Here is an 18,083-nt window from a genome sequence, read left to right on the forward strand (position 1 = left end):
GTTGAAAAGGTGAGAGGAGCGAGCCCCTTCCCACCGGCTGAACGGTTAAGCGCTCAACAGCGCGGGGTATGCTGATCCATGGCTTTGCCGACCAGCAATACGCTCAGCTCACTCAATTGATAAATGGCCAAGGCGATATCGCGGTGTTTGCCGGTGAGGTCATCGGACAGGTTGAGCAGCAAGGTGCTGACGGAACAGACGGTTTCGTAACTGTTGATCAGCAGGGTTTCGGTGGGGGCATCGGGGGTGACGGTGAAAAGCGTATGCGCGGGATGTGGGCTTGGCATGTTGAAGAACCTGATATGGGCTGATACCTCATCGCTACTAAACGAGGGTGGCAGCTGTACGCAGGTTAGTAGACCGGTATCCCACACAACCCGGCGCACCCGAAGGCGCCCTGCGCACAGCCACCATCAAGCATCGATTGGCTCATGCATCTTGTGTTGGGAAGCGCGGGCTACTAAACCCGATCACCGAGAAATTCAGCGACCGGCAAACCTTAAAGACCGCCCTCCAGGCGCACAAGCCGGCGGATTCTGGCGTAAGCGTAGGCAACCGGGCAAGACGCTTAACGCAATGTCAGCCGCTTCCTACACCCGTCCTACGTACTCTCCCGCACCCGCAACTCAAACCCCATATCCACCACCGGCTTGGCGATCTTGTTGCCCGCCATGATCGTCAATAAATGCTCCGCCGCACGCCGGCCAATCGCTTCGCGCGGGGTGCTGATGCTGCTCAGGCGCGGCACCATGAAGGACGAGGAGGGCAAGTCGTTGAAGCCCAGCACTGCCACGCGTTCCGGCACTTTGATGTTATGGCGCAGGGCTTCGAGCAAGGCGCCCTGGGCCAGGTCGTCGTTGCCGAAGAAAATCGCGTCCACCTCCGGATGGCTGGCCAGCAACTGCAGGAACAATTCGCCGCCCAGGCCCACAGAGGAGGGGCGCGGAGTCAGCAGTTCCAAGGCGGGGTCGTACAGGCCGGCCTGTTGCAGCGCACGGCGAAAGCCTTCGCCGCGCAGCAGGGTGCGTTGGTCCAGCTGCGCGCCGATGTAGGCCAGGCGCTTGCGCCCACGGGCGATCAAGTGCGCCGCCGCCGTTTCGCCGGCGGCCAGTTGCGAGAAACCCACGCAGTTCACGCCGGCATTCGGGTCCAGGTCCATCATGTAGACGCAGGGCACGTTGCTGGCCTCGACCATCCGTCGGGCGCTTTCGGTGCGGTCGAAGCCGGTCAGCAGCAAGCCACGGGGCTGGTAAGCCATGTAATTGCGCAGCAGGTTTTCTTCTTCGTCGCGCGAGTAGTGGGAGTTGCCGATCAACACTTCGAAGCCTTTGGGCCGCAGCACCTGGTGGATGGCTTCGAGGGTTTCGATAAACAGCAGGTTGGACAGCGAGGGCACCAGCACCACCACCGAATGGCTCTGGGCCGAGGCCAGTGCGCGGGCAGCGGGGTTGACCACGTAGTTCAATTCAGCAGCGGCCTGTTGGACTTTCTCCACCAACTCCGTCGCTACGGTGCTGATGCCGCGCAAGGCGCGTGAGGCGGTAATGGGGCTGACGCCGGCCAGGCGGGCGACTTCGTTGAGGGTGGGGCGCCCTGTGGTGCGTAGTTTTTTATCGTTCTTAGAGGTCATCAGGCGGCTTGCCAAACAAAAATCGAGGCACTAAGGTAGCGCTGTCTCCAAAAGGCTGCAAATACTTGAACGTTGGGTTGCCTGATCCTGTTCAAACCGTTGGAGCGGATGCACGCGTCACTCCATAAAAAAAGACAAGACGGCGCGGGAAAAGCCTGTTTTTGCACTAGCCTTACAGCGTGCAAAGGTAGCGCTATCTGCGTCCTGAGGTGTTTCATGAGTCAACCTGTTACCGCCCTGGTCATCATGGGTGTTGCCGGCTGCGGCAAGACCAGTGTCAGCGAGGCCGTGTGCCGCCTCAACGGCGCCACCGCCATTGAAGGCGACAGCTTTCACCCTGCCGCGAACATCGAAAAGATGAGTGCCGGCCACCCCCTCAACGACGACGACCGCGCCGGCTGGCTCGATATCCTCTGCGATGAGCTGCGCCGCTCGCTCAAGGCCGGTCAACACCCGGTACTGACCTGCTCGGCCCTTAAGAAAAAATACCGGGACCACCTGCGCGAAGCCGCGCCGGGCCTGGGTTTCGTGTTTCTGGAGCTGACCCGTGAAGTGGCCGCCGACCGCGTGTCCCACCGCCCCGGCCATTTCATGCCCGCCAGCCTGATCGACAGCCAGTTCGCCACCCTCGAATCGCCCATAGGCGAGCCACTGACCCTGGCCCTCAACGCCAGCGACGACAGCGTCGAGCAACTGGCCGAGCAGACCGATGCCTGGTGGCGTCAGCACGGTTTTGAACCATCCAAATAATTTTTTGCCGGACAAGATAGCGCTATCCCCGGCAGTGAATTCAACACCCGCTTTAATAACAACAACAAACAGGAGAGACCCCCATGTTTGGCATGTCCCACGAGTCCTACCTACTGCTTGATGCAGTAGTCACTATTATCGGGTTGATCGTATTGATCACCCGGTTCAAGGTTCACCCCTTTATTGCGTTGATCATCGCGGCGGGCTTTCTTGGCCTGACCTCGGGCATGCCCGTGGACAAGATCATCAAGGCGTTCCAAGACGGTTTCGGCGGTGTGCTCGGCTTTGTCGGCATCATCCTCGCCTTGGGCACGATGCTCGGCAAAATGATGGCCGAGTCCGGCGGTGCCGATCAGATCGCCCAGACCTTGATCCGCGCCTTCGGCAAGGAAAAAGTCCAGTGGGCCATGATGTTCGCCGCGTTCCTGGTGGGCATTCCGTTGTTCTTCGAGATCGGCTTTGTACTGCTGATCCCGCTGGTGTTTATCGTCGCGCGCCGCACCGGTGTGTCGCTGATTAAAATCGGCATCCCGCTGCTCGCCGGCCTATCGGCGGTGCACGGCCTGGTGCCGCCGCACCCGGGCCCGCTGCTGGCCATCGGCGTGTTTGGCGCGGACATCGGCAAGACCATCCTGTACGGCCTGATCGTCGCACTGCCGACCGCCATCATCGCCGGCCCGATCTTCGGTACGTTTATCGCCAAGTACATCCCGGGCAACCCGTCCCAGGAACTGGTGGATCAACTGGCCCGCGAGCCGGAAAGCAAAGACCTGCCGAGCTTTGGCATCACGCTGGTTACCGTGCTGCTGCCGGTGTTCCTGATGCTGCTCAAAACTTTTGCCGACATCGCCTTCGCCGAAGGCCACGTCGTGCGTAACTGGATGGACATGATCGGTCACCCGATCACCGCGTTGCTGCTGGCACTGTTGCTGTCGTTGTATACCTTCGGTGCGCGTCAGGGCATCCACTCCAAGCAGATCCTCAAACTGCTCGACGCCAGCCTTGCGCCGACCGCCGCGATCATCCTGATCATCGGTGCCGGTGGTGGCTTCAAGCAGATGCTGGTGACCAGCGGCGTGGGCGATGTTATCGGGCATATGGCCGTCACCGCGCAGATCAACCCGATCCTGCTGGCGTGGCTGGTGGCGGCGGTGATTCGCGTGGCAACCGGTTCGGCCACCGTGGCCACCATTACTGGCGCCGGCATTGTGGTGCCGGTGGTGGGCATGATTCCGGGGGTTAACCGCGAGTTGCTGGTGCTGGCGACGGGGGCGGGTTCGTTGATCCTGTCTCACGTCAACGATGCGGGGTTCTGGCTGGTCAAGCAGTACTTCAACATGACCGTGGCCGAGACGTTCAAGACCTGGACCGCGATGGAAACCATCCTGTCCGTAGTGGCGTTGATCTTCATTATGTTGCTGTCGTTGGTGGTCTAACAGGCACACCACAAGGCAAGGGTGAAAACCCAATCAAATGTGGGAGGGGGCTTGCCCCCGATAGCGGTGGATCGGTCACTTGATGCAGTGACTGACACTCAGCTATCGGGAGCAAGCCCCCTCCCACATGTTTAACTCATTTCTGCAACAGAATGGCTCAGGCTTTCTGGATCAACCCATCCGCCCGGAACATCCCGCGAATCCCACGCACCGCTTGGCGAATGCGGTCCTGGTTCTCGATCAGCGCGAAGCGCACATGATCATCCCCATACTCGCCAAAGCCGATCCCCGGTGACACGCACACCTTGGCTTCCAGCAGCAGCTTCTTGGCAAATTCCAACGAGCCCATGGCGGCATACTGCTCGGGAATTTTGGCCCACACGTACATCGACGCCTTCGGATTCTCTACCATCCAGCCCAACTCATGCAGGCCCTTGACCAATACGTTGCGGCGCTGTCGGTATTGCTCGGCGATGTCTTTCACACACTGTTGGTCGCCTTCCAATGCCGCAATCGCCGCCACTTGCAGCGGGGTGAAGGTGCCGTAGTCGTGGTAACTCTTGATCCGCGCCAGGGCGTTGACCAGTTCCGGGTTGCCCACCATAAAGCCGATGCGCCAGCCGGCCATGTTGTAGCTCTTGGACAGGGTGAAAAACTCCACCGCAATGTCCTTGGCGCCCGGTACCTGCATGATCGACGGAGCTTTCCAGCCGTCATAGACGATATCGGCGTAGGCCAGGTCATGGATCACCAGCACGTCATACTGCTTGGCCAGGGCGATGACCCGCTCGAAAAAATCCAGCTCCACGCACTGCGCGGTGGGGTTGGACGGGAAACCGAGGATCATCATTTTCGGCTTGGGGATCGAACCGCGGATCGCCCGTTCCAGCTCGGCGAAGAAATCCACGCCAGGCACCAGCGGCACCGAGCGCACCTGGGCGCCGGCAATCACGGCACCGTAGATGTGAATCGGGTAGCTGGGGTTGGGCACCAGCACGGTGTCGCCTTGATCCAGGGTGGCCAGCATCAAGTGCGCCAGGCCTTCCTTGGAACCAATGGTGACGATGGCTTCGGACTCGGGGTCGATGTCCACTTCATAACGGTCTTTGTACCAGTGCGAAATCGCTCGACGCAGGCGCGGAATGCCTTTGGAGGTGGAGTAACCATGGGTGTCTTCACGCTGGGCCACTTGCACGAGTTTTTCAACGATGTGCGGCGGCGTGGCGCCGTCGGGGTTACCCATGCTCAAGTCGATGATGTCTTCGCCGCGCCGACGCGCAGCCATCTTCAGCTCGGCAGTGATATTGAACACGTAAGGGGGGAGTCGATCGATGCGCGCAAAGCGGCGCGGCGAACCTTGTTCGGCCATTGTTGCCTCGAGAGTACGTAAGCGCCCGGAACCGTCCGAGCGACGTTGGCCACTGCGGTGGCCTGCGGGGCAGACAATACGGTCGGTGATGGCAAGTTGTCCAGATCCGTAGGAAAATTTTCTGCATGGAGTACAGTCCGGGTATGCCCCTATACTCGATGCGGGTTTGTTCCCTCATAAGAAGGAGACTGTTCGTATGGATCAGCAGACAAAACAACCGTTGGAACCGCGCATGGAAGAAGGCAATGCCATGGTGATCGCAGGGGTGCAAGGGCGGTATTCCAAGGCGACCGTGGGCGATATTCCACGCTTGTGGGAGTTATTCGACAGCTGCATCAAAGAGATCAAGCGACGTACCGGCGGCGTGACCTATGGGGTGTGTCACAACCCTCACCACGATGAGTTCGATTACCTGGCCGGGGTGCAAGTGCCGAGCAAGGATGACGTGCCGAGCAACTTCAAGTACGTCGAAATTCCGGCCCGCCGCTACGCGGTGTTCCCGCATTACGGCGCGGTTCAGGCGCTGGCGCAAACCTACGAACGCATCATGTTCGAATGGCTGCCACATTCCGGGTTCAAAGTGGCCGGCGCGGATTTCGAGCGCTACAGCGCCGATTTCGATGTGAAAAAAGGTACGGGCACGGTGGAGGTCTGGGTGCCGGTCGAAAAGCGCGGCTGAGTTGAGCGCCCCTGTCGCGTAAACATGACACACGCGTCTGAACGGCATGTTTACGTGACATCCATTACTGCGGATTAAAGTGCAAGGCTCAATCTGCGCTCATAGCCAACCCGCCCCTTGTACGCCTCACCGCTGTCTACCCAGCCGAGCCCCAGATACAAGCCCATCGCCGCCACGTTGTCCGTGTCCACCGACAACTCCAACCCCTTGATCTGCGGCCATGCTTCAAGCGCCGCCGCCGGCAGTGCCAGCAGGCACGCCTTGCCGAACCCACGGCCCTGTTGCCGACGGTCCACCTGCAAGGCATGCAGAGTGGCGCTGTGTGCGTCGGCCCAGTGGGGCAGACAGGGAGGGCGTTTAAGCAACAGGAAGGCCACCGGGACGTCGTCGGCCAACAGCGCAAAGCCTTTCACGCCGGGGCTGGGTTTAGCCAACAGGCTATTGAGTGCGCAATACATATCGCCGCAAAACGGCAGTTGCTCAGGATGAACTTCGATGGCATTGAGCTGCTGTTGTTGCAGGTCAGTCAGTGCCCCATAGGCGACCAGGCGGGTATGCATCGAGGGTATCCGAAGGGCTGCAAGTAGGGCCGCAGTCTATCGGGTTTGATGGGGGCGAAATTATTTTTCAGCAGGCTGTCGATTTGCCTAATACGCGTTCGACTAAGGGTGACTTTCGGATTTTCCACCCCAAGGAGTTATCGCCATGAGCACCGCAGTCAACCGCCTGATCGAAGAATGGAAAAATGCCGTCCTAAGCCGCGATATCGACAAAATTGTCAGCTATTACGCCGACGATATCGTCTCATTCGACGCCGTTAATGCTCTGCAATTCAAGGGTAAAGCCGCCTACCGCGCCCATTGGGAAGAATGCATGAAGCACTGCCCAGGCCCGGGGATTTTCGAGTTTCATCAATTGCGCATCGTCGAGGCGGCCGACAGCGCGTTTGCCCACTGGCTGGCGCACTGCGGCGGGACCGGCCCGGACGGTGAGTTGAAGGCCTGCTGGATGCGCGTCACCGCCGGTTATCAGCGCATCGCGGGCCAGTGGAAAGTGGTGCATGAGCATTGGTCGGCCCCCTTCGATATGGAGAAAGGCACCGCACTGTTCGACCTGAAACCTTGAGCTGCGCGAACTATAGTCAGCATTCCGACAACGGAGATATCCATGAAATACCTCTGCCTGATCTACAGCGACGAAACGTTGCTGCATAGCTCACCCGACAGCCCAAAAGATCCGGAGTGCCTTGCCTACGCCCAGGCCATTCAGGCCAGTGGTCGCATGCTGGCCGCCGAGCCGCTGCAACCTGTGGCCAGCGCCACCACCGTGCGTAAGCGCAATGGCCACTTATCGATCACCGACGGGCCATTCGCCGAAACCAAGGAGCAGCTAGCCGGTTTCTACCTGATCGAAGCGCGGGATTTGAACGAAGCGCTGCAGGTGGCCGGTGGCATTCCGGCGGCACGGGTCGGTAGCGTCGAGGTGCGGCCCGTACGCGAGTTGGCGCTCTGAACAGCCACTCTATCGAGGCCCTCTATCGCAGCGAATCGCGACGCGTCCTGGCGACGTTGATTCGCCTGCTGGGGGATTTCGACCTTGCCGAAGAAGCCCTGCACGAGGCGTTTTCCGTCGCGCTCGAACGTTGGCCCCAGGACGGTCTGCCCGACAACCCACGGGCCTGGCTGATCTCCACCGGCCGTTTCAAAGCAATCGATCGCTTACGCCGCCAGGCGCGTTTTACGCCGTTATCGCAGGCGCAGGCCGACGCGCTGGAAGCGGCTGAGTGGAGTGTCGAAGACGTGGAAGACGACCGCCTGCGCCTGATCTTCACCTGCTGCCACCCGGCGCTGGCGCCGGATGCCCAGGCTGCGTTGACCTTGCGCGAGATCTGCGACCTCACCACCGAAGAAATCGCCCGAGCCTTCCTGAGCACACCCACCACCATCGCCCAGCGCATCGTGCGGGCCAAGGCCAAGATCCGCGAGGCGAACATTCCTTATCAGGTGCCATCCCTGGCGGAACTGCCGGAGCGCCTCGACAGCGTGCTGCGCGTGGTTTACCTGGTGTTCAACGAGGGCTATTCGGCGTCCATCGGCGCAAACCTCACCCGCGACGAATTGAGCGGCGAAGCCATTCGCCTCGGGCGGCTGTTACTGGCGTTGCTGCCGGAGCCGGAAGTAATGGGCTTACTGGCGTTGATGCTGCTGCACGAATCCCGCCGTGCGGCGCGCACCTCGGCGAGTGGCGAGCTGGTGTTGCTGGATGAGCAGGACCGCACGCTTTGGGACGCGTCGTTAATCACCGAAGGCTGCGCGCTGGTGCAGCGAGCGCTGAGCACCCGAGGGTTTGGCCCGTATTGCCTGCAAGCAGCGATCGCTGCCGTACATGCCGAAGCGCCTCACGCGGCTCAGACGGATTGGCCGCAGATCGTCGGGCTGTACGACGTGTTGCTGGGCCTGCTGCCGTCGCCGGTGATTGCGCTGAATCGGGCGGTGGCGGTGGCCATGCGCGACGGGCCGCTGGCGGGGTTGCAGCAGGTCGATGGGATCCTGGCGCGCGGGGAGTTGCAGGATTATCACTTGGCGCACGCGACCCGGGGCGAGTTCTGCCGGCAACTGGGAAGGTTGAAAGAAGCGCGGTCTGCGTATGAAAAAGCCCTGTCACTGACCCAACAGGCCCCCGAAAAGGCCTTCCTCGAACAACGCCTGGCTCAACTTGTCAGCGCTTCAATGCCCTAGAAATATCATTCGAGCATCTTGCCCAACAACCAACTCCCCGCCGGCCCTGGCGGATGGTGCCGCGACCACAACGCATCTACCGCCACTGAGCGCGGCCAGCCGCGTGCCTTAAGTTCCACCAATTGCCCGCCGCCAAACCGCTCCACCAACCAGCGCGGAATCGGTGCCCAGCCGAAACCCAACTGAGCCATTTCCAGCAGCATCAGGTAGCTGGGGGCCGACCAGACACGTCCGCTGGCGCGGGTTTCATTCGGATTGATGATGCTTGCCAGGCGCAGTTCGCGATGCTGTTGCAGGGCGTGCGCGGTGAGGGTGTCGAGGCTGGCCAACGGATGCTTGGGGGATACGAACAGGGCGATTTCCGTGCGTTCCTCCACGGGCGCGCAGGTCAGGTCCGGCGGGTACAGGTCCTGGTGTTCAATAAATGCGATCTGCGCACGGCCGCTCTGCACCAAGGCGATCAGGTCTTCGCATTCGGCGATCAGGCATTCCAGCTCAAGGTCGGGGTAGCGTCGTTCGAACGCGCTGAGGGCGGCCTCGAAACGGTCGGACTGGTAGGTGTCCGACATGGCGATACTCAGCTTCGGCTCCAGCCCCTGGGCCAACTGACTCGCCGTCAGGGCCAGCCGGCTATTGGCTTCCAACACCTGCTCGGCGCGTTGCAGCAACACATGGCCCGCCGGGGTCAGTGTGGGTTTGCGACTGCTGCGGTCGAACAGCTCCACATCCAGGTCGATCTCCAAGCTCGCCACCGCTGCGCTGACGGTGGACTGGCTCTTGCCGAGCTTGCGCGCCGCTGCCGAAAACGAGCCTTGGGTCGCCGCCTGGACAAATGCCTGCAGCACTTCATGTGAAGCCATGACTATCGCCTTGATCGATGGTTATTGGTTATGAAGTATCGATCCGCTGAGTAACCATGGCAACTCTCGTTACGCACGGAGCCGGGTTATGCACCCCACCAAATCGATGACTGAACGTGTTGGCCAAGCCTTGGGCTTTGAAGGGTTGGCCTTGTTGATCTGCACGCCGCTGCTGGTCTGGATCACTGGGCGACCGGCCTTGGAAATGGGCACGGTGACCTTGGGCCTCAGCCTGCTGGCGCTGAGCTGGAACATTGTGTTCAACAGCCTGTTCGACCGCCTCAAAGCGCGCCTGCAACTGTCGGGCGGCGCTTGGACGCGGGTGCTGCATGCGCTGCTGTTCGAAGGCGGGCTGATTATCGTCGCGGTGCCGTTGATTGCGGCGTGGCTGAATATCAGCCTGATGCAGGCGTTGATGCTGGACATAGGTGTACTGCTGTTTTTCCTGCCGTACACCTATGTGTATCACTGGGGCTATGACGTGCTGCGCGAGCGTTTCTTACAGAAACATGCCGCCCGACGCCTCGATCCGCTGACCGGTGATCCAATGACTACCGTCGGCAAGCAGGCTGGCAATGGCCCCGCCGATATCGTCCGGTAAGCCCGCGCGGCCCAGGGCGGTGTTGCTGGCGACCATTGCGTTGAGGTCAGCGTTATCGCGCACGGCACCGCCGCCGAAGTCGGTTTCAATGGCGCCAGGGGCGAGGATGTTGACGCTGATGCCACGGCTGCCCAACTCCTTGGCCTGGTAGCGGGTCAGCACTTCCATGGCGCCTTTCATGGCCGCGTAAGCCGCATAACCGGGCAGGCTGAAGCGCGCCAGGCCGCTGGACACGTTGAGGATGCGACCGCCGTCGCGGATCAATGGCAGTAGCTTCTGAGTCAGGAAAAACGGGCCCTTGAATTGGATCGCCAGCAGTTGGTCGAACTGTGCTTCGGTGGTTTCGGCGAAGCTGGCGTGGATGCCGATGCCGGCGTTATTGATCAGAAAATCAAAGCGATCCTGTGCGAAAACCTCTTTCAGCACGCCAGCCACATCGCCGACAAAATCACCGAACGTGGCACTCTGGCTCACATCCAGCTTCAGCATCGCCGCGCGCCCGCCCAATTGTTCGATCTGCGCCACCAGTGCCTGGGCTTCGTCGGCCTTGCTGTGGTAAGTGCCGATGATGTCGACGCCCTGGGCGGCCAGGTGCAATGCTGCGTTTTTACCCAGACCTCGGCTGGCGCCGGTGATCAATGCGATTTTACGGGTCATGGTGCAGTCCTCTGATGTGATCGTGGGAAGAAGTGTATTTGTCCGGTAATAACGTGATAAACAGCGCTATATCGGAAACACTGGCCGGATAAGGCGAACAATCCCATGAACAAACTTGAGCTGCTGCGCACCTTTGTGCGCGTCACCGAACTGTCGAGTTTCACCGGCGCCGGCGAGAGCCTGGGCCTGCCGCGTTCCACGGTGTCCGAGCATGTGCAGGCGCTGGAGGAGCTGCTCGGCGCGCGCTTGTTGCAACGCACCACGCGCAAGGTCCAAGCGACGCAGGACGGTCGCGTGCTCTACGAACGCAGCAAGGATTTACTGGCGCATATGGAGGAACTCGAAGGCTTGTTTCGCCAGGACGAAGCCCAACTGGCCGGGCGTATCCGCGTGGACATGCCCAACGCCCTGGCACGGGAAGTGATCCTGCCGCGGCTGCCCTCGTTCATGGACGCCCACCCGCTGATCGAGCTGGAAATCAGCGCCACCGACCGTCAGGTCGACCTGCTCGCCGAAGGGTTCGATTGCGTATTGCGCATCGGCGCGCAGCCGGATCAAACCGTGGTGGCCCGCGCGCTGTGCAGCCTGCCGATGATCAACTGCGCCAGCGCCACCTACCTGCAACGCTTCGGCGTGCCGCAGACCTTGGCCGATTTGGCCGACCATCACCTGGTGCATTACGTACGCCCGCTGGGGTCACGTTCGGCGGGTTTCGAGTACCTGCAAGGCAACAAGGTGCAACGGATTCCCATGGCGGGGCGGGGGACGGTCAACAGCACCGATGCGTACAAGTCGGCCTGCCTGGGTGGTTTCGGGATTATTCAGGTGCCGACCCTGGGCATGCTCGACGAATTGGCGCGCGGTGAATTGGTAGCGATCTTGCCGGACTACTCGCCACCGCCGTTGGAGGTGGCCCTGCTGTACGCCGGGCAACGGCATTTGCCGTTGCGTGTTCGGGTGTTTATGGACTGGTTGGCCGCCATGGTGCAGACCCACGTTTAATCCCGGCTCCACCCTGGTGGGAAGGGGGTTGCTGTGGTGAGCAAGCCTGTTTGGGTGAGGGGGGCTTTGTGGTGAGCGGGCTTGCCCCGCGCTGGGCTGCGAAGCGGCCCCATTCCAGACGATATGGTTTAGCTGAGACACCGAGGTGCCTGGATTTGGGGCTGCTTCGCAGCCCAGCGCGGGGCAAGCCCGCTCACCACAGCAAGCCCGCTCACCACAGCAAGCCCACCACCACAGAAAGCCCACTCATCACCACGAGCCTGTTTCCCACAGCAGTACCACCCACAGGTTTGCTCAAGGTACGTCAGAACAGGTTGGTAAACAGCCAGTACAGGCTGCCGGACAACACAATCGCCGCCGGCAATGTCAGTACCCAGGCCATCAGCAAATTGCGGATGGTCTTCATCTGCAAGCCGCCGCCATTGGCCACCATGGTGCCCGCCACGCCGGAGGACAACACATGGGTGGTCGACACCGGCAAGCCATACATGTCTGCCGCGCCGATGGTCAGCATTGCCACGGTTTCCGCCGCGGCGCCCTGGGCGTAGGTCATATGGGTCTTGCCGATCTTTTCACCCACCGTCACCACGATGCGCTTCCAGCCGACCATGGTGCCGAGGCCCAGGGCAATGGCCACGGCGATCTTCACCCACAGCGGAATGAAACGCGTGGAATTGTCGATCTGCTGTTTGAACAGTTGCAGCTTGTCTTGGGTGTCGGCATCGAAGTGACCGACTTTGCCCTTGTCCATCAAGCGGATGGTTTCGCTCGCCAAATACATGTCATTGCGTACGTTGCCGACCGCTTCGGCGGGGACTTTGGCCAGGGAGCCATAGCCTTTGACTTCATCGCCGATATGACCGGTCAGGGCGGCGAGGGCGGGCACCAGTTCCGGGGTGGCTTCCTTGGTGCGCACGTACACAGAGAGCACTCCACGCGGGTCGCCGGTCAGCGGCTGTGACGCGGATTTGACCAGTGCGGCCTGGGTCACTTCGGCCACCGCCGCAAACTGCAACGATTGCTCGGCGGGCATGGCGCGGTTCAGGGCATAGGCCATCGGCAGGGTGCCGACCAGAATCAGCATGATCAGGCCCATACCTTTCTGGCCATCGTTGGAGCCGTGGGCGAACGACACCCCGGTGCAGGTGGCGATCAGCATGCCGCGGATCCACCACGGCGGCGGAGTGTCGCCTTTGGGCGCCTTGTACAGTGCGCGGTTCTTCACGAAGGCGCGCAGGGCCAGCAACAGCAACGCGGCAAACACAAAGCCGATCAGCGGCGAGAGCAGCAAGGCGTAACCGATCTTGATCGCCTGGCTCCAGTCCACCCCGCTGGTGCCGTCACGCCCGTGCATCAAGGCGTTTGCCACGCCCACGCCGATGATCGAACCGATCAGGGTATGGGACGACGACGCCGGTAAGCCCAGCCACCAGGTGCCCAGGTTCCACAGGATCGCCGCGATCAGCAGGGCGAAGATCATGGCGAAACCGGCCTTGGAGCCCACCTGCAGGATCAGCTCCACCGGTAGCAGGGCGATGATGCCGAACGCCACCGCGCCGCTGGAAAGCAACACGCCGAGAAAGTTGAAAAAGCCTGACCACACCACCGCGAAATGCGGCGGCAGCGAATTGGTGTAGATCACCGTGGCCACGGCGTTGGCGGTGTCGTGGAAACCGTTGACGAATTCGAAACCCAGGGCAATCAGCAGTGCCACGCCCAGCAGGAGGAAAGGCGTCCAGGTGGTGAGCTGTGCGCCCATTTCATGCATGTCGTGCATCAGGCTATAGGCGGTGAACAGCAAGCCCATGGCGAGCACGGCGAAAAAGATGATCACGGTCAACAGGCTGGGTTTCTTGTCCAGCCGAGGTTTGGGGTCTGCCGTTGCGGTGGACAGCGAGGCAGTCAGGGAAGGGGTGGCCATGCCGGAGCATCCAGATTAAGGAGGATGTCGCCCATGATCATTGCAGAATGTTACAGAGATGCTGCGTCAAGTCATGGTTTAAGCAATTGAGGCCACCGTCGGTCTGTTCCTACGGCGGGATTACTCGTCTCAGTAGTCTTTACGCTTGCGGAATGCCCAGCGCCCGGCAATCAGGGTGAACGTCGCCACCAGCGCCACCAGGATCCAGAAGCCCTCCGGGTCTTGGGAAAGCGGCACGCCGCCCACGTTCATGCCGAAGAAGCCGGCGATGATATTGATCGGCAGCGCCAGCACCGTCACCACGGTGAGGGTGAACAACGTGCGGTTGCTCTGCTCGTTGAGGTTGGCGGCGATTTCTTCCTGTAGCAACTTGATGCGCTCACCCAGGGCCGTCAGGTCGTTGATGATCAGCGCGAACTCCTCGGTGGATTTACGCAGCTCTTTCACGTCTTCCTTCTGCAACCACTGTGGCGGGCGATTAAGCAGGCGCAGCAGCGAGCCCGGCTCCAGCGCCAGCAGGCGTTGCAGGCGCACCAGCACCCGGCGCATGGCGCCCAGTTCGGCGCGGTTGGTAGACAGGCGCGAGGAGAGCAACTGGTCTTCGATATGGTCGACGCTGATGCTGGTTTTGCGCACGATCTGCGTCAGCACCTCGCCTTGATCGCGCAGCAGATGCACCAGCAATTCCAGGGGCGAACGAAAGCGCTCGCCGCCTTTGACCGACGAACGCAACTTGTCCACCGAGTGCAGCGGTTGCAGGCGCGCACTGATCAACAGGCGGCTGCGCGCGCATACCCACAGCGTGGAAATATCCGACGACACCATGCTGCTGAAGTTGAACACCACGTCGTTGACCACGGCCAGCAACGCCGAGTCGACATGTTCGATCCGTGTGGAACGGGAGCCTTCGTGCAGCGCCTCAAAAAACTCCTCGGGCAATTGCAGATGCGCTTTCATCCAGCGCTCGCAGGCGGCGTGCGCCAGGTTCAGGTGCAGCCATAGGAACTCATCCGGATCGGCCGGTTGCTGCAACGCTTGCAAGGCCGTGGCTGAATCAATCTGTTCGCCTTTTTCACCTGGGCGAAAACGAAAACCGTAGAGCAAGCCAAACAGATCGGAATCCTGGTGGCTGTGGTCGATGCTGTGGTTCATGGGGGCTCGCAGAGAAAGCGCCTGTAGGACGTTTCACAGGTTCGCGTGGGCGAATCATTGCAAGGCTGTATGACGCGGACATTACGGTTTGAAGGCGCCCATAAAAAAGCGCCACCCGAAGGTAGCGCGTTTTTAAAGGGGTAGATCAATTGTCTTGCTTGTCTTCCAGCACCGCGCCGGTTTTGGCGTTGAGGGTCACGTCCCACTTTTTACCGGCGGTGTCGGTCATTTCGACCTCGTAGACCAGTACGCCGTTTTTGTGGTCCAGCTCGGTATCGGTGATGCTGGCGCCGGCATGTTTGGCCACGGCGGCGGCGTTGAGTTTTTCGAATGGCATCACTTCGCCGGACTTGAGCAGGCCTTCAATCTGGTCCGGGCGAACGTCCGCCTGGGCCAGGCCGGCGGTCAACGTCAGGGCAGTGGCAGCGAACAGGGCAGTCAGGGTTTTCATGGTGGGCTTCCTTCTCGGTTGAGCTGTTTAAGTGGCGCCAGATTAACCGGCGCAACTTAACTCATCCTTAAAGGCGCACTCAGTACTTATAGTCGTTGAGCAGATCCTGCACGCTCGACGACGGCCAGCGCTTGTAGAACTTCAGCAGTTCGGCGGCGCGGTTGGTGAAGATACCGTCGACGCCGGCCTTCATCACTTTGTCGAAGTCCACGGGCTCATCCACCGTGTAGACGTGGACCAGCAGGCCCTTATCGTGGGTCAGCTTGTTCATTTCCGGCTTGACCAGATCGGTGTAGCTCTGGTCGCCCAGGTTGGTCAGCTGAGCCGATGGGCCGGTGCCGATAGCGCCGAGGCTCTTGGCCTGATCCACCCACTTTTCAAATTCGGCGGCGTCCTTGGGTTCTTGCTTGGCGTAATACGCGGCCTTGGTTGGCTCGCCGGATTCGGCGAAGGTCTGCTTGGACTTCGGCTCGATACTGCCTTCGCCTACCCACAGCAGCAGGATCTTCGGCGTGTTCGGCATTTCCTTTTGCAGCTCTTTGAGGCTGGCGGTTTCGAAGGTTTGCAGCACTACGCGGCCCTTGCCCTGACCCACACCGGTGTTGCTCTTGCCCAGCTTGGAACCGGCGGAACTCAACCAGCCTTTATCCAGCAGCTTGTTTTTCAGGTCGGCTTCGATGCCAGGGAATTGCTGGGGCTCTTTGGTTTCGATGTACAGCCCGGGTTTGTGCTGCGGGTTGCCCTCGGCGATCTTGATGATGTCGTCCAGGCTGAGGATTTTCAGGCCGACGAACCCCGGCCGCGCGCGGTCCGGGTAGGCAGCGTTGAACCAACTGCCGGCATCGAGGGTTTGCAGTTCTTTCCAGGTGAATTCATTGGCCGGCGCGTCTTTGCGCTCGGGGAACTTGGTGGCCACATCGGTGGTGCGTTGCAGGTTGTTGTCGTGCAGGGCGAACAGTACGCCGTCCTTGCTGCGTTGCAGGTCCAGTTCCAGGTAATCGGCGCCCAGGTCGCGTGCGACTTTGTAAGCGGCGGCAGTGGATTCGGGAGCATCGTAGGACGCGCCACGGTGCGCGATCACGGCGGGGTATGGAATGCCTTCGTTGGTTGCCAATTCAGCCGGGCTGATCGGTTCGGCGGCCTGTGCGTGGCCCAGGCCGAGCATCAGGGCGAGCAGCAAGGCGCTCTTGGTGAACGTGGCAGGCATAGGCGAAGTCCTTTCTTGGAGGTAGCTTTGAGAAGGGCTCCTTTTTAACAATTGATTGCGAACGGCGCTATCACCAAACCGACATTAACGTGCGCTCGCGCCAATTTTCTGCGCATTTTTACCCTGCATTGCAGTACTCTTGCCCGCAGCTGCCCCGTCAGAGGACAGCAACTTCTGCCACGCGTGTAAACCATCTTTCCAGTCCCTGTGGGACTTTTCAGTGAGGTTTAGCATGCGCATCACTTCCGAGCTTATCTGCCAGGCCGCCGACCAACTCAACGGTTTCGTCGGCCTTAACCGCAAAACCGGCCAGTACATCGTGCGTTTCAGCGAAGACTCGTTCGGCATGGACGTGGCCGATGACGGCATTATCCCCTGCGCCGAATTTGTCTGGCTGCCGGCTCCGGGGCAAACCATGACCCTGTCCCGCGAGCGCATTCAGTTGCTGCTCGATCAGAACATCGACGATCGCATCAACATCACCGAACCGCTGCGGGTGTATATGCGCCGGGTGGAAATTCCGCAGATCAGCGCCATGCGCAGTCTGGTGCAGGCCCAGGCTCGCGCCTAAAAGGTGTAGTCCCGTTCTACCTTGCACACCCGCGTGTGAAACGCCGAGTACCAGGTGCTACGCCCTTGCTCACGCACCGCCCGGTGTTCGGCGTGATGTTTCCAGGCCAGGATCGCTGCTTCGCTGGCCCAATACGACACGGTGATCCCCAGGCCGTCCTCTCGCGCTGACTCCACCCCGAGAAACCCCGGTTGTTCACGAGCCAGTTCGAGCATGCGCATGGCGGCCTGGCTGTAGCCTTGATCGCCTTCGGTGCGCAGCGAGGTGAAAATCACCGCGTAGTAGGGCGCCGCCGGTGTGTCAGCGATCATGCCGACACCGCCTGGCAGGCCTTGAGCAGTGCTAGCGCCAGCGGCGGTGGGGTGCCTTTGAGCGCTGCACGTTCGGGCTGGAACAGGGTGGCGACAAAGAACGGATGATCCAGTAGCTCCACCGCGCGCAGGTCCCCGGCCGAATCGTGCCCGGTAGGGATCAGGTCGCCTTCGAATAGGGCCTGGGCGAAGTCCGGGTTCACGCCGTAGCGGCAGCGATAGCCTTCTTCGATCTCCAATTGGCCGTAGGCGTCGGCGATACGGGTGTAGGACGCTAACCGCACGGTATCGCTGGCCTCCACCAGCGAGCAACTTAACGGTGTGATCACCACGCGGGCGGCGTGGGGCGCCAGCTCGCCGTGTTCGGCATCGGCCCAGCCCAGTACATTGCGGGCATATTCGAGCACGGCATGTTGAAAGCCGCCGCAGGTGCCGAGGAAAGGACGCCGCTGTTCGCGGGCAAAGCGGATGGCATGCAAGGCGCCTTCGGTATCACGGTAGGGGCTGGCGGGCACGCACCAGAAACCGTCGAAGCGGTGCAACTGCGAACCGGCGGTGAGGGTGTCGGTGTCGAGCCACTGCGGATGGACCTGCACGCCGAGGCGGTCGGCAGCCTGTTGCAGCGCGACGGGAATCGCCTGGTGCGCAATCACATCGGGGTTGTAGTCGCCGATCAAGGCGAGGTGCAAGTGCTTGGCTTTCATCGTGGGCGTCCCATGGCTTGTGGTGTCCTGGCGTGCACTATAGA

At 61.0% G+C, this 18,083-nt stretch carries 21 protein-coding genes; 9 read left to right on the top strand and 12 right to left on the bottom strand.

Going from position 1 to position 18,083, the window contains the following annotated elements:
• Window positions 1–53 precede the first annotated feature (53 nt).
• Both ABX75_RS12195 and ABX75_RS12200 read right to left on the bottom strand, forming a co-directional pair.
• Window positions 54–287: a DUF6124 family protein gene (locus ABX75_RS12195; protein ID WP_034100032.1), complete on the bottom strand. Its 234-nt coding sequence runs from the start codon at window positions 285–287 to the stop codon at window positions 54–56.
• Between the two features lie 314 nt (window positions 288–601).
• A complete protein-coding gene (locus ABX75_RS12200) occupies window positions 602–1,633 on the bottom strand; it encodes a LacI family DNA-binding transcriptional regulator (RefSeq protein ID WP_169868277.1) in 1,032 nt (343 codons plus the stop codon).
• Between the two features lie 213 nt (window positions 1,634–1,846).
• Here ABX75_RS12200 and ABX75_RS12205 point away from each other — a divergent pair, with 213 nt between their 5' ends.
• Both ABX75_RS12205 and ABX75_RS12210 read left to right on the top strand, forming a co-directional pair.
• A complete protein-coding gene (locus tag ABX75_RS12205) occupies window positions 1,847–2,380 on the top strand; it encodes a gluconokinase (RefSeq protein ID WP_034100028.1) in 534 nt (177 codons plus the stop codon).
• Between the two features lie 83 nt (window positions 2,381–2,463).
• Window positions 2,464–3,816: a GntP family permease gene (locus ABX75_RS12210; RefSeq protein ID WP_034100026.1), complete on the top strand. Its 1,353-nt coding sequence runs from the start codon at window positions 2,464–2,466 to the stop codon at window positions 3,814–3,816.
• Window positions 3,817–3,973: 157 nt separating this feature from the next.
• Here ABX75_RS12210 and alaC read toward each other — a convergent pair whose 3' ends face one another.
• The gene (alaC, locus tag ABX75_RS12215; RefSeq protein WP_047881998.1) at window positions 3,974–5,185 is read right to left on the bottom strand and encodes an alanine transaminase; all 1,212 of its coding nucleotides are present in this window, start codon (window positions 5,183–5,185) and stop codon (window positions 3,974–3,976) included.
• 196 nt (window positions 5,186–5,381) lie between these two features.
• Between alaC and ABX75_RS12220 the strand changes: the two genes are divergently transcribed.
• A complete protein-coding gene (locus ABX75_RS12220; protein ID WP_047881999.1) occupies window positions 5,382–5,864 on the top strand; it encodes a GyrI-like domain-containing protein in 483 nt (160 codons plus the stop codon).
• Between the two features lie 74 nt (window positions 5,865–5,938).
• On the opposite strand, the gene ABX75_RS12225 is transcribed toward ABX75_RS12220, so the two are convergent.
• The gene (locus tag ABX75_RS12225; RefSeq protein ID WP_040269256.1) at window positions 5,939–6,424 is read right to left on the bottom strand and encodes a GNAT family N-acetyltransferase; all 486 of its coding nucleotides are present in this window, start codon (window positions 6,422–6,424) and stop codon (window positions 5,939–5,941) included.
• Between the two features lie 145 nt (window positions 6,425–6,569).
• Here ABX75_RS12225 and ABX75_RS12230 point away from each other — a divergent pair, with 145 nt between their 5' ends.
• Genes ABX75_RS12230 through ABX75_RS12240 form a run of 3 tightly spaced genes read left to right on the top strand, consistent with a single transcriptional unit; the run spans window position 6,570 to window position 8,602 of the window.
• Window positions 6,570–6,989 (top strand): nuclear transport factor 2 family protein, encoded by a 420-nt coding sequence (locus ABX75_RS12230; protein ID WP_047882000.1) that lies wholly within the window; start codon window positions 6,570–6,572, stop codon window positions 6,987–6,989.
• A 42-nt stretch (window positions 6,990–7,031) separates the two neighbouring features.
• Window positions 7,032–7,376 carry a YciI family protein gene (locus tag ABX75_RS12235; protein ID WP_034100016.1) on the top strand — a complete coding sequence of 115 codons (345 nt, stop codon included), beginning with the start codon at window positions 7,032–7,034 and terminating at the stop codon, window positions 7,374–7,376.
• Complete coding sequence (locus tag ABX75_RS12240) at window positions 7,373–8,602, top strand: RNA polymerase sigma factor (protein ID WP_034114951.1); 1,230 nt, start codon at window positions 7,373–7,375, stop codon at window positions 8,600–8,602. Before ABX75_RS12235 ends, ABX75_RS12240 begins: the two co-directional genes overlap by 4 nt.
• 5 nt (window positions 8,603–8,607) lie before the next feature.
• Here the strand turns inward: ABX75_RS12240 and ABX75_RS12245 are convergent, their stop codons facing one another.
• Window positions 8,608–9,462, bottom strand: coding sequence for a LysR family transcriptional regulator (locus ABX75_RS12245; protein ID WP_034100013.1), 855 nt, complete (start codon window positions 9,460–9,462; stop codon window positions 8,608–8,610).
• Window positions 9,463–9,550: 88 nt separating this feature from the next.
• Here ABX75_RS12245 and ABX75_RS12250 point away from each other — a divergent pair, with 88 nt between their 5' ends.
• Entirely contained in the window at window positions 9,551–10,063 is a 513-nt protein-coding gene (locus tag ABX75_RS12250) for a multidrug/biocide efflux PACE transporter (protein WP_040269252.1), read from the top strand.
• Here the strand turns inward: ABX75_RS12250 and ABX75_RS12255 are convergent.
• Window positions 9,962–10,720, bottom strand: a complete 759-nt coding sequence (locus tag ABX75_RS12255; RefSeq protein ID WP_034100009.1) for an SDR family NAD(P)-dependent oxidoreductase — start codon at window positions 10,718–10,720, stop codon at window positions 9,962–9,964. The two genes, ABX75_RS12250 and ABX75_RS12255, sit on opposite strands and share 102 nt — an antisense overlap.
• Window positions 10,721–10,825: 105 nt before the next feature.
• Here ABX75_RS12255 and ABX75_RS12260 point away from each other — a divergent pair, with 105 nt between their 5' ends.
• Window positions 10,826–11,722 (top strand): LysR family transcriptional regulator, encoded by an 897-nt coding sequence (locus ABX75_RS12260; protein ID WP_047882001.1) that lies wholly within the window; start codon window positions 10,826–10,828, stop codon window positions 11,720–11,722.
• A gap of 304 nt (window positions 11,723–12,026) precedes the next feature.
• On the opposite strand, the gene ABX75_RS12265 is transcribed toward ABX75_RS12260, so the two are convergent.
• The 4 genes from ABX75_RS12265 to ABX75_RS12280 all read right to left on the bottom strand — a co-directional run bounded on the left by ABX75_RS12265 (window position 12,027) and on the right by ABX75_RS12280 (window position 16,453).
• Window positions 12,027–13,643 carry an inorganic phosphate transporter gene (locus tag ABX75_RS12265; protein ID WP_047882002.1) on the bottom strand — a complete coding sequence of 539 codons (1,617 nt, stop codon included), beginning with the start codon at window positions 13,641–13,643 and terminating at the stop codon, window positions 12,027–12,029.
• A 129-nt stretch (window positions 13,644–13,772) separates the two neighbouring features.
• The gene (locus tag ABX75_RS12270; RefSeq protein ID WP_034100005.1) at window positions 13,773–14,795 is read right to left on the bottom strand and encodes a transporter; all 1,023 of its coding nucleotides are present in this window, start codon (window positions 14,793–14,795) and stop codon (window positions 13,773–13,775) included.
• 145 nt (window positions 14,796–14,940) lie between these two features.
• On the bottom strand, window positions 14,941–15,246 hold the full coding sequence (locus ABX75_RS12275) for a PepSY domain-containing protein (RefSeq protein ID WP_034100004.1): 306 nt from the start codon (window positions 15,244–15,246) through the stop codon (window positions 14,941–14,943).
• 79 nt (window positions 15,247–15,325) lie between these two features.
• Window positions 15,326–16,453, bottom strand: a complete 1,128-nt coding sequence (locus ABX75_RS12280; protein WP_034114948.1) for a glycerophosphodiester phosphodiesterase — start codon at window positions 16,451–16,453, stop codon at window positions 15,326–15,328.
• A gap of 232 nt (window positions 16,454–16,685) precedes the next feature.
• Between ABX75_RS12280 and ABX75_RS12285 the strand changes: the two genes are divergently transcribed.
• Window positions 16,686–17,024 carry a DUF2025 family protein gene (locus ABX75_RS12285; RefSeq protein ID WP_034100001.1) on the top strand — a complete coding sequence of 113 codons (339 nt, stop codon included), beginning with the start codon at window positions 16,686–16,688 and terminating at the stop codon, window positions 17,022–17,024.
• Here ABX75_RS12285 and ABX75_RS12290 read toward each other — a convergent pair.
• The gene (locus tag ABX75_RS12290) at window positions 17,021–17,335 is read right to left on the bottom strand and encodes an antibiotic biosynthesis monooxygenase (RefSeq protein ID WP_034099998.1); all 315 of its coding nucleotides are present in this window, start codon (window positions 17,333–17,335) and stop codon (window positions 17,021–17,023) included. The genes ABX75_RS12285 and ABX75_RS12290 overlap by 4 nt on opposite strands.
• Window positions 17,332–18,039, bottom strand: a complete 708-nt coding sequence (locus tag ABX75_RS12295) for a CTP synthase (protein ID WP_047882003.1) — start codon at window positions 18,037–18,039, stop codon at window positions 17,332–17,334. The genes ABX75_RS12290 and ABX75_RS12295 overlap by 4 nt, the downstream gene beginning before the upstream one ends.
• Between the last annotated feature and the right edge of the window lie 44 nt (window positions 18,040–18,083).

It is taken from the genome of Pseudomonas sp. ARP3, from assembly GCF_001029595.1.
In the GTDB taxonomy this organism is placed as follows: domain Bacteria; phylum Pseudomonadota; class Gammaproteobacteria; order Pseudomonadales; family Pseudomonadaceae; genus Aquipseudomonas; species Aquipseudomonas rhodesiae.

Coding starts and splice junctions, on each gene's coding strand:
- ABX75_RS12195 (WP_034100032.1), bottom strand. CDS start 287: ATGCCAAGCCCACATCCCGCGCATACGCTTTTCACCGTCACCCCCGAT.
- ABX75_RS12205 (WP_034100028.1), top strand. CDS start 1,847: ATGAGTCAACCTGTTACCGCCCTGGTCATCATGGGTGTTGCCGGCTGC.
- ABX75_RS12210 (WP_034100026.1), top strand. CDS start 2,464: ATGTTTGGCATGTCCCACGAGTCCTACCTACTGCTTGATGCAGTAGTC.
- alaC (WP_047881998.1), bottom strand. CDS start 5,185: ATGGCCGAACAAGGTTCGCCGCGCCGCTTTGCGCGCATCGATCGACTC.
- ABX75_RS12220 (WP_047881999.1), top strand. CDS start 5,382: ATGGATCAGCAGACAAAACAACCGTTGGAACCGCGCATGGAAGAAGGC.
- ABX75_RS12225 (WP_040269256.1), bottom strand. CDS start 6,424: ATGCATACCCGCCTGGTCGCCTATGGGGCACTGACTGACCTGCAACAA.
- ABX75_RS12230 (WP_047882000.1), top strand. CDS start 6,570: ATGAGCACCGCAGTCAACCGCCTGATCGAAGAATGGAAAAATGCCGTC.
- ABX75_RS12235 (WP_034100016.1), top strand. CDS start 7,032: ATGAAATACCTCTGCCTGATCTACAGCGACGAAACGTTGCTGCATAGC.
- ABX75_RS12245 (WP_034100013.1), bottom strand. CDS start 9,462: ATGGCTTCACATGAAGTGCTGCAGGCATTTGTCCAGGCGGCGACCCAA.
- ABX75_RS12250 (WP_040269252.1), top strand. CDS start 9,551: ATGCACCCCACCAAATCGATGACTGAACGTGTTGGCCAAGCCTTGGGC.
- ABX75_RS12255 (WP_034100009.1), bottom strand. CDS start 10,720: ATGACCCGTAAAATCGCATTGATCACCGGCGCCAGCCGAGGTCTGGGT.
- ABX75_RS12260 (WP_047882001.1), top strand. CDS start 10,826: ATGAACAAACTTGAGCTGCTGCGCACCTTTGTGCGCGTCACCGAACTG.
- ABX75_RS12265 (WP_047882002.1), bottom strand. CDS start 13,643: ATGGCCACCCCTTCCCTGACTGCCTCGCTGTCCACCGCAACGGCAGAC.
- ABX75_RS12270 (WP_034100005.1), bottom strand. CDS start 14,795: ATGAACCACAGCATCGACCACAGCCACCAGGATTCCGATCTGTTTGGC.
- ABX75_RS12275 (WP_034100004.1), bottom strand. CDS start 15,246: ATGAAAACCCTGACTGCCCTGTTCGCTGCCACTGCCCTGACGTTGACC.
- ABX75_RS12280 (WP_034114948.1), bottom strand. CDS start 16,453: ATGCCTGCCACGTTCACCAAGAGCGCCTTGCTGCTCGCCCTGATGCTC.
- ABX75_RS12285 (WP_034100001.1), top strand. CDS start 16,686: ATGCGCATCACTTCCGAGCTTATCTGCCAGGCCGCCGACCAACTCAAC.
- ABX75_RS12290 (WP_034099998.1), bottom strand. CDS start 17,335: ATGATCGCTGACACACCGGCGGCGCCCTACTACGCGGTGATTTTCACC.
- ABX75_RS12295 (WP_047882003.1), bottom strand. CDS start 18,039: ATGAAAGCCAAGCACTTGCACCTCGCCTTGATCGGCGACTACAACCCC.